Annotated in this window: 13 protein-coding genes; 5 read left to right on the forward strand and 8 right to left on the reverse strand. The window is 75.7% G+C overall.

Annotation, left to right across the window (positions count from 1 at the left end; translation table 11 throughout):
• The first annotated feature begins 4 nt into the window (after positions 1–4).
• The 5 genes from VKV23_08155 to VKV23_08175 are packed head-to-tail and all read left to right on the forward strand — an operon-like array spanning position 5 to position 3,656.
• Positions 5–514 carry a hypothetical protein gene (locus VKV23_08155; GenBank protein HLI16006.1) on the forward strand — a complete coding sequence of 170 codons (510 nt, stop codon included), beginning with the start codon at positions 5–7 and terminating at the stop codon, positions 512–514.
• A complete protein-coding gene (gene flgK, locus VKV23_08160; protein HLI16007.1) occupies positions 511–1,944 on the forward strand; it encodes a flagellar hook-associated protein FlgK in 1,434 nt (477 codons plus the stop codon). The genes VKV23_08155 and flgK overlap by 4 nt, the downstream gene beginning before the upstream one ends.
• A complete protein-coding gene (locus VKV23_08165) occupies positions 1,944–2,846 on the forward strand; it encodes a hypothetical protein (GenBank protein ID HLI16008.1) in 903 nt (300 codons plus the stop codon). Before flgK ends, VKV23_08165 begins: the two co-directional genes overlap by 1 nt.
• A gap of 50 nt (positions 2,847–2,896) precedes the next feature.
• Complete coding sequence (locus VKV23_08170) at positions 2,897–3,349, forward strand: flagellar assembly protein FliW (protein ID HLI16009.1); 453 nt, start codon at positions 2,897–2,899, stop codon at positions 3,347–3,349.
• A 22-nt stretch (positions 3,350–3,371) separates the two neighbouring features.
• Positions 3,372–3,656: a carbon storage regulator gene (locus VKV23_08175; GenBank protein HLI16010.1), complete on the forward strand. Its 285-nt coding sequence runs from the start codon at positions 3,372–3,374 to the stop codon at positions 3,654–3,656.
• Here the strand turns inward: VKV23_08175 and VKV23_08180 are convergent.
• The 8 genes from VKV23_08180 to VKV23_08215 form a co-directional block, all read right to left on the reverse strand.
• Complete coding sequence (locus VKV23_08180) at positions 3,602–5,335, reverse strand: glycosyltransferase family 4 protein (GenBank protein ID HLI16011.1); 1,734 nt, start codon at positions 5,333–5,335, stop codon at positions 3,602–3,604. The two genes, VKV23_08175 and VKV23_08180, sit on opposite strands and share 55 nt — an antisense overlap.
• Complete coding sequence (locus VKV23_08185) at positions 5,336–5,623, reverse strand: hypothetical protein (GenBank protein ID HLI16012.1); 288 nt, start codon at positions 5,621–5,623, stop codon at positions 5,336–5,338.
• The gene (locus tag VKV23_08190) at positions 5,601–6,020 is read right to left on the reverse strand and encodes a flagellar export chaperone FliS (GenBank protein HLI16013.1); all 420 of its coding nucleotides are present in this window, start codon (positions 6,018–6,020) and stop codon (positions 5,601–5,603) included. The genes VKV23_08185 and VKV23_08190 overlap by 23 nt, the downstream gene beginning before the upstream one ends.
• Positions 6,021–6,034: 14 nt before the next feature.
• Positions 6,035–8,578, reverse strand: coding sequence for a flagellar filament capping protein FliD (fliD, locus tag VKV23_08195; protein ID HLI16014.1), 2,544 nt, complete (start codon positions 8,576–8,578; stop codon positions 6,035–6,037).
• A 101-nt stretch (positions 8,579–8,679) separates the two neighbouring features.
• Complete coding sequence (locus tag VKV23_08200; GenBank protein HLI16015.1) at positions 8,680–9,120, reverse strand: hypothetical protein; 441 nt, start codon at positions 9,118–9,120, stop codon at positions 8,680–8,682.
• A 425-nt stretch (positions 9,121–9,545) separates the two neighbouring features.
• Positions 9,546–10,544: a TIGR03842 family LLM class F420-dependent oxidoreductase gene (locus VKV23_08205; protein ID HLI16016.1), complete on the reverse strand. Its 999-nt coding sequence runs from the start codon at positions 10,542–10,544 to the stop codon at positions 9,546–9,548.
• 20 nt (positions 10,545–10,564) lie between these two features.
• Entirely contained in the window at positions 10,565–11,968 is a 1,404-nt protein-coding gene (gene hydA / locus VKV23_08210) for a dihydropyrimidinase (protein HLI16017.1), read from the reverse strand.
• Between the two features lie 29 nt (positions 11,969–11,997).
• A complete protein-coding gene (locus VKV23_08215; protein HLI16018.1) occupies positions 11,998–12,840 on the reverse strand; it encodes a nitrilase-related carbon-nitrogen hydrolase in 843 nt (280 codons plus the stop codon).
• Positions 12,841–12,843 lie beyond the last annotated feature (3 nt).

Here is a 12,843-nt window from a genome sequence, read left to right on the forward strand (position 1 = left end):
GGGGGTGGAGATGTCGACGGTGGACCTCGAGGGCGACCTGCTCGACGCGCTCGCGTCGCTCGTCGGCGCGGCACGCGAGGAGCTCGCGGCGGCCGAGGCGGTCGAGCAGCGAGCCGCGGCGCTGAACGCGCTCGTGGAGCGGTCGAGCCACCGGTACGTGGGGCGCGCCGCCGAGGAGCTCGCCCGGGCCGTCGACGCGCTGCGGGCCGCGAGCGCGGCGCGCGTGCCGCTCGCCGAGCGCGCCGCGACGCGCCTCGGCTGCGCCGCCGCAGCCACGCTCGCCGAGCTGGCCGAGGCGAGCCCCTCCCCCTTCGACGCCGAGCTGGCCGACCTGCGCGCGCGCCTCGACGCGACGGCGCGGCGCGTCGGCGCGCTCGAGGAGGAGAACCGGGCCCTCCTCGGCGAGCGGATCGCGCTCGTCGAGGCGGTCCTCGCCGGGCGCTGCGGCGAGGTCGCCCCCACCTACGGGCGGCCGCCGGCGTCGCGGCCACGGCTGCTGCGGGGCGTGCTGTGAGCTTCCTCGGCCTCGACATCGCGGCGAGCGGGATCGCGGCGGACCAGGCGGAGCTCGACAACGCTGCGGAGAACCTCGCGAACATCGACACGCCGGGCTACGCGCGCACCTCGGTCGAGCTCTCCCCGCTCGCGCCGGCGAGCAGCGAGGGGGTGGGCGAGGGCGTCCTCGTCGGCACCGTCGGCCAGCAGACCTCCCCGCTCTACGAGGCAGCGAGCCTCGCCGCGCGCGCCCAGCTGGCCGGCGCGAACGAGTCGGCCTCGATCGCCTCGACGCTCCAGTCCGCCTTCCCCGAGCCCGGCGGCACGGGCCTGCAGGCGCAGCTCAGCCAGACCTGGACCGACCTCGCCAGCCTCGCGACGAACCCCTCGAGCGCCGCCGCGGCGGGCTCGGTCGTCGAGGACCTGCACCAGGTGGCGACGACGCTCAACAGCACCTACGCGGCGCTCGCCGGCACCGCGACCCAGCTCGCGAGCGACCTCACGGGAGCGGGCGGGCTGCTCGCCCAGGTGAACGACCTGCTCAGCCAGGTGGGCCAGCTGAACGTCGCGATCGTCGCCGGCACGAACGGCGGGCTGGACACCAACGCGCTCGTCGACCAGCGCCGCGAGGCGCTCGGCAAGCTGGCCGACCTCGTCGGCGTCCGCACCGTTGCGAACGCCGACGGCTCGGTGGACGTGCTCGCCGGGGGGATCACCCTCGTCGCCGGGGCGTCGGTCGCCCAGCTGCAGGCGACGGGGTCGCCGAGCGGCGCCGACCTCGCCGTCGAGACGACCTCGGGCGCGCCGGTGCCGGCGGGCGGGCAGGTCGGGGCGCTGCTCACCGGCGTCGACGAGACGGTCCCGGGCCTGCTCTCCGGGCTCTCGGGCGTCGCCGACTCCCTCGCCACGGCGCTCAACGCGCTGCAGTCCGCCGGCGTGTCCGCCGACGGGACGCCGGGGCCGACCTCGCCGGCCGCGTCCGGCTGGAGCGGGCCGACGCTGCCGCCGATCTTCGTCGACGGCGGCTCGACGACCGCCTACACCACCGGCCCCGCCTCCGCGGCGTCGATCGCCGTGAGCCCGCAGCTGCTCGCGGACCCGAGCCTGCTCGCGACCGCCTCGGGCAGCGCGACGGCCGGCCAGCCGACGATCGACGCCACCACCGCGCAGCAGATGGCGGCCCTCGGCGCCACGGCGGGCGGCCCCGACGACCGCTACGGCGCCCTCGTCGGCGCCGTCGGCACGGCAGCGGCGAGCGCCACCAGCGCCGCGCAGGCCGCGCAGTCGCTCGCCGACGCGGCGGCGGCCAACCTCTCGAGCGTCGAGGGGGTGTCGACGAACGACGAGACCATCGCGCTGCTCGAGGCGCAGCAGGCCTACCAGGCGACGGCGCACGCGATCAACGCGATGAGCACGGCGTTCAACGACCTCCTGGCGGTGACGACCTGATGCGCATCTCGGACCTCACCTTGTCGGCGTCCCTCGGGGGGGAGCTCCAGGCCGACCAGCAGGCGCTCGCCGCGCTCGACGGCGAGATCTCCTCGGGTCTCGCCATCCAGCAGCCCTCCGACGACCCCGTCGGCGCGGTGCAGGTCCTCGCCGACCGGCGCCAGATCGCCCAGCTCGCCGCCTACCAGTCGACGGCGCAGGCGGCGAGCTCCTGGCTCGGCCTGGCCGGCCAGACCGTCACCGCCGTGCTCGACAGCCTCCAGACGGCGCGCACCGTCGTCCTCCAGGCGCTCTCCAGCGGGTCGCAGACCACCCAGTCCTACCAGGCCTACGCCGAGCAGCTGTCCGGGACGCTCCAGACGCTCGTCGGGCTCGCCAACACCACCTACGGCGAGACGCCGATCTTCGCCGGCACGGCGGGCGTCGCCGCCGCCTACAGCCCCACCGGCGCCTACAACGGGAACTCGACGCCCTTCACCATGCAGGTCGGACCGGGGACCACCGTCGCGGTGTCGGTGCCCGGGACGTCGCTCTTCGGCGGCGGCCCGACCGGCGTCCAGGACCTGTTCACCACGCTCGGGAACCTCGTCGCCGACCTCTCGAAGGGTCCGGGGCCGGCGGCGGAGGCGGGGCTCACGAACGACCTCGCCGCGCTCGACGCGAACATCTCCCTCGCCGAGCAGGCCTCGACGACGATCGGCGAGTCGTCGCGCATGGTCTCGAGCGCCGAGAGCGCCAACACGGCCGCCTCGACCCAGCTCCAGGGCGCGCTCGGCACCCTCGAGGACGCCAACCTCGGGGTGCTCGGGCCGCAGTTCCAGGCCGACCTGACCGCCTACCAGGCCGCGCTGGCGGCGGCCTCCCAGACGCTGCCCGAGACGCTGGCCGCGTTCCTCAAGTGACGAGCGAGGCAGCCCCCGGGCGTGCACCCGGCGCCCCTACCATGGCGGGCGTGACCGAGCTGCGCACCCTCGAGGCGATGGAGCTCACCTTCCCCGCCGGCATGCCCGGCATCCCCGGCGCCCGGCGCTTCGCCCTGCGCCCGCTCGGCGGCGGCGGCCTGAACGTCTTCGGCTGCCTCACGAGCCTCGAGCCGATCCGCCTCGCCGGCGGCGAGCAGGTGGTCTCCTTCCTCGTCGCCGCGCCGGGGCTGCTGTGGCCCGACTACCGCGTCGAGGTGGACGACGGCACCCAGGCGCTGCTCGAGATCGCCGCGCCCGACGAGGCCGCTGCCCTCGTGCTCGTCGACCTGCACGAGGACGTCGGCTCCTCGACGGCGAACCTGTTCGCCCCGATCATCGTCAACCGCCGCCTCGCACTGGCCGCGCAGCTCGTGCCCGCTCGCACCGAGGAGGAGGTCGGCTGGCCGATCGAGGCGCCGATCACCGTGCTCGCCGGACGGTGAGCGCCGTGGGCGAGGGCGCGCCGTGCTGACCGTGACGCGAGCCGTCGGCGAGCGCATCTTCATCGGCGACGACATCGTCGTCGAGGTGCGCGCCGTGCTCGACTCCAAGCAGGTGCGCATCGCGATCGAGGCGCCCCGCCAGGTGCCGATCCGGCGGGCCGAGATCGTCGACGCCGTCTCGAGGGCGAACCTGCGCTCGCTCGCCGCGACGGGCGACGCCGCCGCCCTCGCCGCGGCCCTCGAGCCGGGTGCTCAGCGCAGCTCGGCCTCGAGCAGCGAGAGCGGGTCCTCGAACCACTCCTCGTAGCGGGCGCCGTTCCCGAGCACCCGGAGCGCCTCCGTCGTGCCGAGCACGTCGTGGGGCCGCCTCGCGGCGCGCGCCGCGACGAGCTCGAGGTAGAGGTAGTCCGGGTGCGCCGGGAAGTCGCGCGCGAAGGCGGCGGCGAGGTCGGCCGCCTCCCCGGCCCGCCCCGAGGCGAGCAGGGCGAGCACCACCCAGCGCCCGAGGACCGCCTGCTCGGGCCGGGCAGCCGCCTCGCAGCGCCGGGCCAGGTCGGCGAAGGCGCCCGCGCCGTCGCCCTCGGCGAGCAGGTCGATGGCTGCCTGGTAGGGGGAGTCGGCGAGCGGGAGCTCGCTGCGCAGCGGCAGGTAGGCGCGGGTCACCCCCGGCGCCCCGGCCTCGTTCGTCGCGACCACCTTCCAGCGAACGACCCGCAGGCCGGCCACGGTGGGGCACGACAGGGGCAGGGCGAGCAGCCGGCTGGCGAGGGCGTCGAGGCGGACCTCGAAGCGCTCCTTGTCGCCCTCGCGGGTGAAGGTGGCGCCCCCCAGGTCGGCGTGCACCGGCGCGGGCGCCTCGAAGCGCTGGGCGGCGGCGACGGCGCGGTAGTGGCGGGCGAGGAGCGCCGCGGCGCGCCGGGAGCTCGAGCGCCGGGCGCTTCGCGCCGCACCGGCGCCGAGGCGCCGGGCGAGGCGAGCGTCCTCGAGCAGGCGCGCGACGCTCGCGGCGAGGCGCTCGACGTCGCCGAGCGGGGCGAGGAGACAGTTCGACCCGTCGCGTGCGACGTGGCGGATGCCGGGCGTGTCGGTGACGACGACGGGCGCGCCGCACGCCATCGCCTCGAGCACCCCGATGGCGAGCGACTGGTAGTCGCCGGGGGCGAGGACGGCCGCCGCGCGCCGGTAGAGGGAGGGGGCGGCAGCGCCCTCGAGCGGCACGGCCACGCCCGGCAGCGGGGTGCTCGCCGCGAGGCGCTCGCTCACCGCCCAGACGACGGCGAGGTTCGGGTGCGCGGCGCCGAGGCGGGCGACGACCGCGCGCGCGTCGTCGAGGCGGTCCGCGTCGGCCCCGGCGCCCGCCAGGACGACGACGTGCCCGGCCGGCTCCTCGGCGCCTGGATGGAAGCGCTCGTCGTCGAGGCCCAGGGCGACCGTGCGCGTGGCGACGCCGTAGCGGCGGTCGAGCGCCGCAGCGGCCTCGTCGCCGACGGCGACGACGTCGTCGGCGCAGCGGATCGAGGCCCGCACCATCGCCTCGAGCTGCGGCGGGAGCGCGTCGTAGAGGTGGAACCCGCCGAGCTCGAGGTAGACGACGGGCGCGATCCCGAGCTGGCGAGCCGGGGCCACCTGGTCCCAGTGGCAGGCGACGACGACGTCGCAGGGCGAGATCGCGTCCTCGAGCGGCTCGCCGAACGGGACGCGGACGAAGGGCACCCGCCCGTCCGCCGAGGGGGGCGCCGCGAAGTGGGAGAGCACCTCCACCTTCACCCCCGCCGCCTGCAGCCACCGGGCGTGGTCGAAGCTCGCCCTGCCCGGGGCGCCGGCGTCGGCCGGCGCGCCGAGCAGCGCGACGCGAAGCGGCGGGGGCGACGGCGCCCGCCGGCGAAGCGGCGGGGGCGCCAGACGGGCAGCCCCGCCGGCGACGAGGAGCTCCACGAGCCGGGCGGCGGCAGCGGCGTCCGCCGCGCGGCCGGTGAGCGCCGGCATCTACAGCGTCCGCTCGAAGGCCGGCGGGCGGCGCGCCTCGCGCCGGCTCGAGCCGAGGGCCCGGCGCGCCCGAAGGTTCTCGGTCCGGCGCTCGAGGACGACCGCCACGAGGCGCTCGACCTCGCCGGCGAGGCGACCCGCCTCGGCCGCGACCTCGCCGGGCACGGGGCCGGCGGGGGGGGCCGGCGCGGCGAGGGCGAGGGCCTCGTCGGTGCCGAGGAGGGGCGCGAGCGCGACGAGGAAGCGGTCGAGCTCGGCGAGGTACTCAGGCCAGGACGGATCCGGCACCGGCGAGCTCGCTCTCCCCCAGCGCGGCCGGGACGGCCTGCTCCCAGGCACGCTGCAGCGGCTCGACGATGGCGACGCAGATGTCGAGCGCCTCGACCCGCTTCTCCAGGTTGGCCTGGGCGAGGGCTGCCTCGAGCACCTGGTAGAGGGCGAGGAGGTCCCGGCCGGCGGGGAAGCGGTCCGGCTGCAGCGCGGCGGCGAGCACCTGCACGATGCGCTGCGCGTGCACGAGCGCCTCGTGCGCCTCGCGGACCTGTCCCCCGACGATCGCGGCACGCGCCTCTCCCATGTCCGAGACGAGCCGTTCGTACAGCTTAAGGAGCAGCTGCGGACCCGACAACGTGCTCGCCGAGGTCCCGGCGTAGGCTGCGGCGACCTCCGTCGCTGACCGTTCCATCGTGCGTGCCCCTTTCACCCGCCGCTCGAGCTCGTGGACGTCGTCGCCGAGCCGAGCGAGCCGAACGAGGTGCCGCCGAGGGCGTTCGCCAGGTAGGCGCCCTGGGCCCGCAGGCTCGCCAGCGTCGCCTCGAGGCTGTTGAACTCCTGGACGAGCGCCGCCTGCTGCTGGTCGACGAGCTGCTGCTGGAGCGTGATCTGGCTGGCGAGCCCGGCGTCGGTGGCCTCGAGCCCGCTCACCTCCGCCGGCAGCAGGCCCCCCGGCTCGGCCACCGACGCCGCCGAGAGGCTCGCGACCTGCTGCGCGAGGCCCGGGGCGTAGGTGAACGAGCCGATCGGCGTCGAGCTCGTGATGCCCGGCGTCGTGACGAGGAGGGAGAGCCCGGCGAGCGTCGGGTCGCTCACCGGGGCGGCGAGCACCTGCCCGTCCCCGGTGGCGGCGACGCCGCCGATCGTGCCCGCGACGTCCGTCCCCGCGTACGGCGAGCCGGCAGCCAGGCCGAGCTCGTCGGTGCCGGAGACCGCCACCGTGAAGGACTGGCTCGACCCGTAGAGCTGGGAGGTCACCTGGAGGCTCGAGCCCGAGCCGTTCGGGACGACCTGCGCGGACAGCGCGAGGCCCGACGCGGCGAAGGCGGCGTCGAGCCCGGAGGCGACCTGCGAGAGCGTCTCGCCCGCGCCGATCGCGTACTGGACGACGCTCGAGCCCATCGTGATCGTGTACGTCTCGCCGCCCGCGAGCGTGCTCGAGGACGAGGCGAACACGGCGGTGCCGGTCGCGCTCGCCTGGGTCGCCGAGTGGGTGACGACGAGCGGGTACGTCCCCGGCGCGGTCGCGTTCCCCGCGTAGACGAGGCTGACGTCGCCGGTGCTCGCCGGGGGCGAGGGCGCGAAGGTCCCGCCCTGGGTGAACATGGCGGCGACGCCCGTCGGGTCCGCCGCGAAGTCCGCCGCGAAGGTGGTCGGGTCGAACCCGATCGTCCCGCCGCTCGCGAGGGTGAGGCCCGCCGCGCTCCCGGCGCTGCCCGCGTCGGCCGCCGGGCTCGAGCCGATCGCGGCCCCGAAGTAGCCGAGGATCTGCTGCGCGAGCAGCTCGAGCGAGCCGTCCCCGTTGAGCGGCGCGGCGGTGTTCGTCGTCGGGTCGTAGGCGGTGTCGGTGGCGATGTCGGCGAGCACCTTGTTCGCCGCGTCGACGAGCGCCTGCACCTTGGAGGCGGCGACCGACCCGTCGGGGCTCACGCTCACCGTGACCGGCGCCTGGGACGTGGCCACGAGGTCGATCGACACGCCCGGCAGGAGCCCGCCCAGGGTGTTCGTCGGCGACGTGACCTCGTAGCCGGTGGCGCCGCCGATGCGCACGAGCGCGTCCGCGCCGGCGGTCGTCGTCGTGAGGGCGCCGAGGGAGGACGCGGCGAAGGCGTTCGGGTCGATCGTGACGTCGTTCGCCTGTCCGGTCGCCTGGGAGGCGAGCTCGAGGGCGTAGGCGTTCGTGCCGACCTGGAGGGCCGACGCGCTGATGCCGAGGCCGGCGCCGTTGATCGCGCTCACGACCGACTGGAGCGACCCGTTGCCGACCGAGACGTTCGCCGCGCTCATGGAACCGAGGGACAGGCCGCCGGCGGCGAGGGTCGCGCTGATGGTCCCACCGGTCCCCGAGGTGAGCGTCGCCGTCGTCGTCCCCGCGCCGGAGATGAAGCTGACCGTGTTCGCCGTCCCGTCGACGTTCACGATGCCGTCGGTCCCCGTCCCGCTGGCGCCGGTGGCGAGGCCGAGCGCCGCGTTCGCCGAGGCGCTCGCCACCTGCAGCGTCGCCTGGGAGCCCTGGTCCGCCGTCGTGAGGACGAGGTCCCCCGCAGCATCGACCGAGGCGGTGACCGTCCCGCCCGTCGCCTGCGTGACGGCCGCGGCGAGCTGGCTCGCCGTGTAGGTTCCGGCGGCGATCGTGTAGTTCCGCGTCGTGCCGTCCACCACGAGGCTCAGCGCGTCGTTCGAGCTCGAGATCGTCGTCGAGGCGGCGAGCGGCGAGGCGCCCGACACGCTCGCCCCCGCGGAGGCCTGCGTGACCTCGATGCTGTGCGAGCCGAGCGCCAGACCACTGCCGCTGAAGGCGGTGATCCCGATGCCCGACCCGCCGCGCCCGACGAGCAGGTCGCCGCTCGCCACGACGTCGCCGGTGGCCGCGACCGTCCCCGCGGACACGAGCGTGTCGGCCGCAGCGAGCTGGTCGACGACGAAGGAGACCGAGCCGGGCGACGCGCCGGTCCCGAGCGTCGCGCTCGCCACCGCCGGGTCCGAGGAGCTGGCCGAGAGGGCGCTCGCGAAGGCGTCGGGCGCGGCGATGGCCTGCGCGGCGCTCTCGAGCGCGCCGAGATCGGCCTCGATCGCCTGGTAGTCGCTGATCTTCGTCTCGTTCTGGCTCTGCGCCTGCTGGAGCGCCCGCAGCGGCGCCTCGTACTGCTGGAGCAGGGCCTGGATGATCTGCTGGGTCGGCAGGTTCGACTCGATGCCCTGGAACGAGATCGCCGGGAGGCTCGAGCTGCTCGACGACACCATGGACATCCCAGGCCCCCTGCCTTCCTGCCTCGGCGCGGCCGCGTCCGGCGGTTGCTGGGCGGGGCCGGCGCCGTTCCCCCAAACAAACGACCGGCGCCGCGGCGAGGTTAAGCCGGCGTCGACACCCCGCGAGGTGGCGCGCGCCTCACGCGGCGGAGCCCCCTCCCGGGCACGGCCGGCCGGCCCGGCGGCAGCTCGCGGGCGGGCGCGAGCGCGGCGGCCTCGACGAAGGCGAAGGCGCCGCCGCCGTTCGCCTGCCGCTCCCAGGCCGAGGCGCGCCGCCAGCCGGCGTCGGCGAGGAGCGCGTCGGCGAGGAGCAGGGATCGCTCGGCCCCGCCGGCGCCGAGCGGCGCCGCCACGACCGGCGGGACGCGGCGGCTGTCGTGGGAGCGCCAGACGAGGAGCAGCGACGGGCACGACAGCGCCGGGGTGACCTGGGCGAGCGCGCCGGGCGCGGGCGTGGGCGCCGCGGACCGGGCGAGGCGCTCGAGGGAGTCGGCGAGGAGGCGCAGCGACGCCCGGACGTGCGGGCGCATTGTCCGGTCCACCCTGCCTTCTTACCGGCTCGTGCGACCCCCGTCCAGCGGCGCGACCTCCCAGCTCACGAGCGGTGCACGGACCGCCACGCTCGGTGGCTGCAGCCCGCCTGCCCGCTCGGTCGGGGTCCCGACGCGCGCCGCGTGCGCGGGGCGCGCTCGGAGGACGCGGCGCCCCGGTGGCTCGCGCCCGGGCGCGGCGCTCGCGGGGACGCCTCGGGCGCGGCCGTGCCGGAGGCGTCGCTCGTCGCGCCGCCGGGACCGGCGCCTCGCCGGCGCGCGCGCGTGCGCCCTCGGCCGCGTCCCGCCGGCGGCGTGGACGCGCCGAGCCGCATCGACAGCCGCTCCCCGCTCGGGGGCTGCCCGGCCCCGGAGGGGCCCGCCGCGGCCCGCCGTCTCCTCGCCTGGGGCGCCGCCCGGTGACGTCGCGGTGCGCGTCAGCGCAGCCGCGCCACGACGTGGCGCCCGTAGGCGCGAAGCGTCGCCTCCATGTCGTCGTGCATGAGGTAGAGGGCGAACTGGTCGACGCCGAGGGCGGCGAGCTGCTCGAGGCGCTCGAGGTGCGCGCCGATCGGTCCGAGCACGCAGAAGCGATCGACGACCTCGTCGGGGACGAACTCGGCGGTCGGGTTGCCCGCCCTGCCGTGGTGGGCGTAGTCGTAGGCGGGCCGCTGCGCGACGTAGTCCGTGAGCACCCGCGGCAGGTCGGCCGAGGAGGCGCCGTAGCGGGCGACGAGGTCGGCCACGTGGTTGCCCACCATCCCGCCGAACCAGCGCAGCTGGGCGCGCTGGGACACGAGGTCGTCGCCGACATAGGCCGGCGCGGCGGCGACGAGCCGGAAGGGCGACGAGCCTCGTCCCGCCTCGTGCCGGGCGCGCCGCGCGCTCGCCGCAGCCCACTCGACGATCGCCGGATCGGCGAGCTGGACGATCAGGCCGTCCGCGTGCCGGCCGGCGCAGGCGAGGGCTCGCGGACCGTAGGCGGCCATGAGGACGTCGAGGCGGCCGCCGACGACCCAGGGCAGGCGCACGGGTCGCCCGTTCAAGACGACGGTCCGCCCCTCGGCGAGGCCCTTGATGGCGGCCGCCGCCTCGGCGACGAGCGAGAGCGAGGCGGGCTGCGCGCCCGTCACCCGCACGGCCGAGTCCCCGCGCCCGATGCCGCAGATCGTGCGGTTGCCGAACATCTCGTTCAACGTCGCGAAGCACGACGCGGTCACCGCCCAGTCGCGCGACAGCGGGTTCGTCACCATCGGGCCGACGAGCACCGAGCGCGTGCGCGCCAGGATCTGCGAGTAGATGACGAACGGCTCCTCCCACAGCACGGTCGAGTCGAACGTCCACACGTGGCTGAAGCCGAGGTCCTCGGCCATCGCCGCGAGCTCGATGACCCGGCGCGCCGGCGGGTTCGTCTGCAGCACGAGGCCGAGCTCCATCTCCCCCCTCCCCAACGTGCTCAGCGCAGGCAGCCGTTCGGCTGGCGCTCGAGGAAGCGGCCGTGGCCGGCCTCGCCGAGGTAGCGGCCGCCGGACACGACGAGCCGGCCGCGCGAGAAGACGGCGTCGACGCAGCCGGTGACCTCCATCCCCTCGTAGGCCGAGTAGTCGACGCGCATGTGGTGCGTCGAGGCGGAGATCGTGCGGCGCGCGCTCGGGTCGTAGACGACGACGTCGGCGTCCGACCCCGGGGCGATGACCCCCTTGCGAGGGTAGAGGCCGAACAGGCGCGCCGGCGCCGTGGCGTTCAGCTCGACCCAGCGCGCGAGCGACAGGTCGCCGCGAACCACGCCCTGGTAGGTGAGCTCCAGGCGGTGCTCGATGCCCGGCAGCCCGTTCGGGATCCGCGAGAAGTCGCCGATGCCGAGCTCCTTCTGCTCCTTGAAGCAGAACGGGCAGTGGTCGGTCGAGACCACGGAGAGGTCGTCGGTGCGCAGCCCCCGCCACAGCGGCCCGTGGTGCTCGCGCGGGCGCAGCGGCGGCGAGCAGACGTACTTCGCCCCCTCGAAGCCGTCGCGCGCGAGGTCGTCGTCCGTGAGGAAGAGGTACTGCGGGCAGGTCTCGGCGAAGACGTTCTGGCCCGCGTCGCGCGCCTCGGCGATCGCCTCGAGCGCCTCGGCGGCGGACAGGTGCACGACGTAGAGCGGGGCACCGGCCTGCGCGGCGAGGTCGATCGCTCGACGGGTCGCCTCCCCCTCGAGGCGCGACGGCCGGGTCAGGCCGTGGTAGCGGGGCGCTCGCTCGCCGCGCCCGAGCGCCTCGGCGACGAGAACGTCGATCGCGAGGCCGTTCTCGGCGTGCACCATGATCGTGGCGCCGTTGCCGGCCGCTCGCCGCATCGCCCGGAAGATCTCCCCGTCGCTCGAGTAGAAGACGCCGGGGTAGGCCATGAAGAGCTTGAAGCTCGTCACCCCCTCGTCGACGAGCGAGTCCATCTCCGCGAGCGTCGCGTCGTTCACGTCCGAGACGATGAGGTGGAACCCGTAGTCGACGGCGCAGCGCCCCTCGGCCTTGGCGTGCCAGGCGTCGAGGCCGGCACGCAGCGACTCGCCGCGACGCTGGATCGCGAAGTCGACGATGGTCGTCGTGCCGCCGAAGGCCGCCGCGCGCGTGCCCGTCTCGAAGGTGTCGCTCGACGTCGTGCCGCCGAAGGGCATCTCGAGGTGCGTGTGCACGTCGACCCCGCCGGGGATCACGAGCCGCCCGGTCGCGTCGACCCGCACGTCAGCGGTGGCGCCGAAGGCGGCGGCGAGCTCGGAGCCGGGGGCCGTCAGCGCGGCGATGCGCTCGCCGTCGATGAGGACGTCCGCAGGGTACGGCCCGCTCGAGGCGACGACCGTCCCGCCGGTGATCACGCTGCGCACCTCGTCGCCTCCTCGGCCCGCCCTCGCTCTCAGGGCGCCACGAGCGGCCCGTAGGCCGCGGGGTTGCGGTCGCGGTAGAAGGCCCAGGTGTCGCGCACCTCGGCGAGCAGCCCCATGTCGAGGTCGCGCACGACGACCTCGTCGTCTCGGTCGGAGCCGGCCTCCCCGACGAGGGCGCCGCGGGGGTCGACGAAGTAGGAGCTGCCGTAGAACTCGTCGTCGCCGAGCGGCTCGACGCCGACACGGTTGACGGCGCCGACGAAGTACTGGTTCGCCACCGCGGCGGCCGGCTGCTCGAGGCGCCACAGGTGCGCGGACAGGCCCCGGCTGGTCGCCGACGGGTTGAAGACGATGCGCGCCCCGCCGAGGCCGAGGGCGCGCCAGCCCTCCGGGAAGTGGCGGTCGTAGCAGATGTAGACGCCGATCGCGCCGACGGCGGTGGCGAACACCGGGTACCCGAGGTTCCCCGGTCGGAAGTAGAACTTCTCCCAGAAGCCAGGCAGGTGCGGGATGTGCGTCTTCCGGTACTTGCCGACGTAGGAGCCGTCGGCGTCGACGACGAAGGCCGTGTTGTAGTAGCAGCCGGGCTGCTCGATCTCGTAGACCGGGACGACGAGGACGAGGCCGAGCTCGCGGGCCAGCTCTCGCATCGCCTGCACGGTCGGCCCCCCGGGGACCGGCTCGGTGTACTCGTAGTACCTGCGCTCTTGGACCTGGCAGAAGTACGGCCCGTAGAACAGCTCCTGGAAGCAGACCACCTGCGCCCCCTGCGCGGCCGCTCGGCGGGCGAGCGCCACGTTCGCGTCGATCATCGACTGCTTGTCGCCGGTCCAGCGACACTGGACCAGCGCTGCTCGAACGATCTCGCCCATCGT

The sequence above is a fragment of the Acidimicrobiales bacterium genome, from assembly GCA_035294085.1.
Lineage (GTDB): Bacteria > Actinomycetota > Acidimicrobiia > Acidimicrobiales > Bog-793 > DATGLP01.

Excerpts from the sequence above, each read along its gene's own strand:
- VKV23_08205 (HLI16016.1), bottom strand. The coding sequence starts at position 10,544 with ATGGAGCTCGGCCTCGTGCTGCAGACGAACCCGCCGGCGCGCCGGGTC.
- VKV23_08180 (HLI16011.1), bottom strand. The coding sequence starts at position 5,335 with ATGCCGGCGCTCACCGGCCGCGCGGCGGACGCCGCTGCCGCCGCCCGG.
- VKV23_08215 (HLI16018.1), bottom strand. The coding sequence starts at position 12,840 with ATGGGCGAGATCGTTCGAGCAGCGCTGGTCCAGTGTCGCTGGACCGGC.
- VKV23_08165 (HLI16008.1), top strand. The coding sequence starts at position 1,944 with ATGCGCATCTCGGACCTCACCTTGTCGGCGTCCCTCGGGGGGGAGCTC.
- fliD (HLI16014.1), bottom strand. The coding sequence starts at position 8,578 with ATGTCCATGGTGTCGTCGAGCAGCTCGAGCCTCCCGGCGATCTCGTTC.
- VKV23_08190 (HLI16013.1), bottom strand. The coding sequence starts at position 6,020 with ATGGAACGGTCAGCGACGGAGGTCGCCGCAGCCTACGCCGGGACCTCG.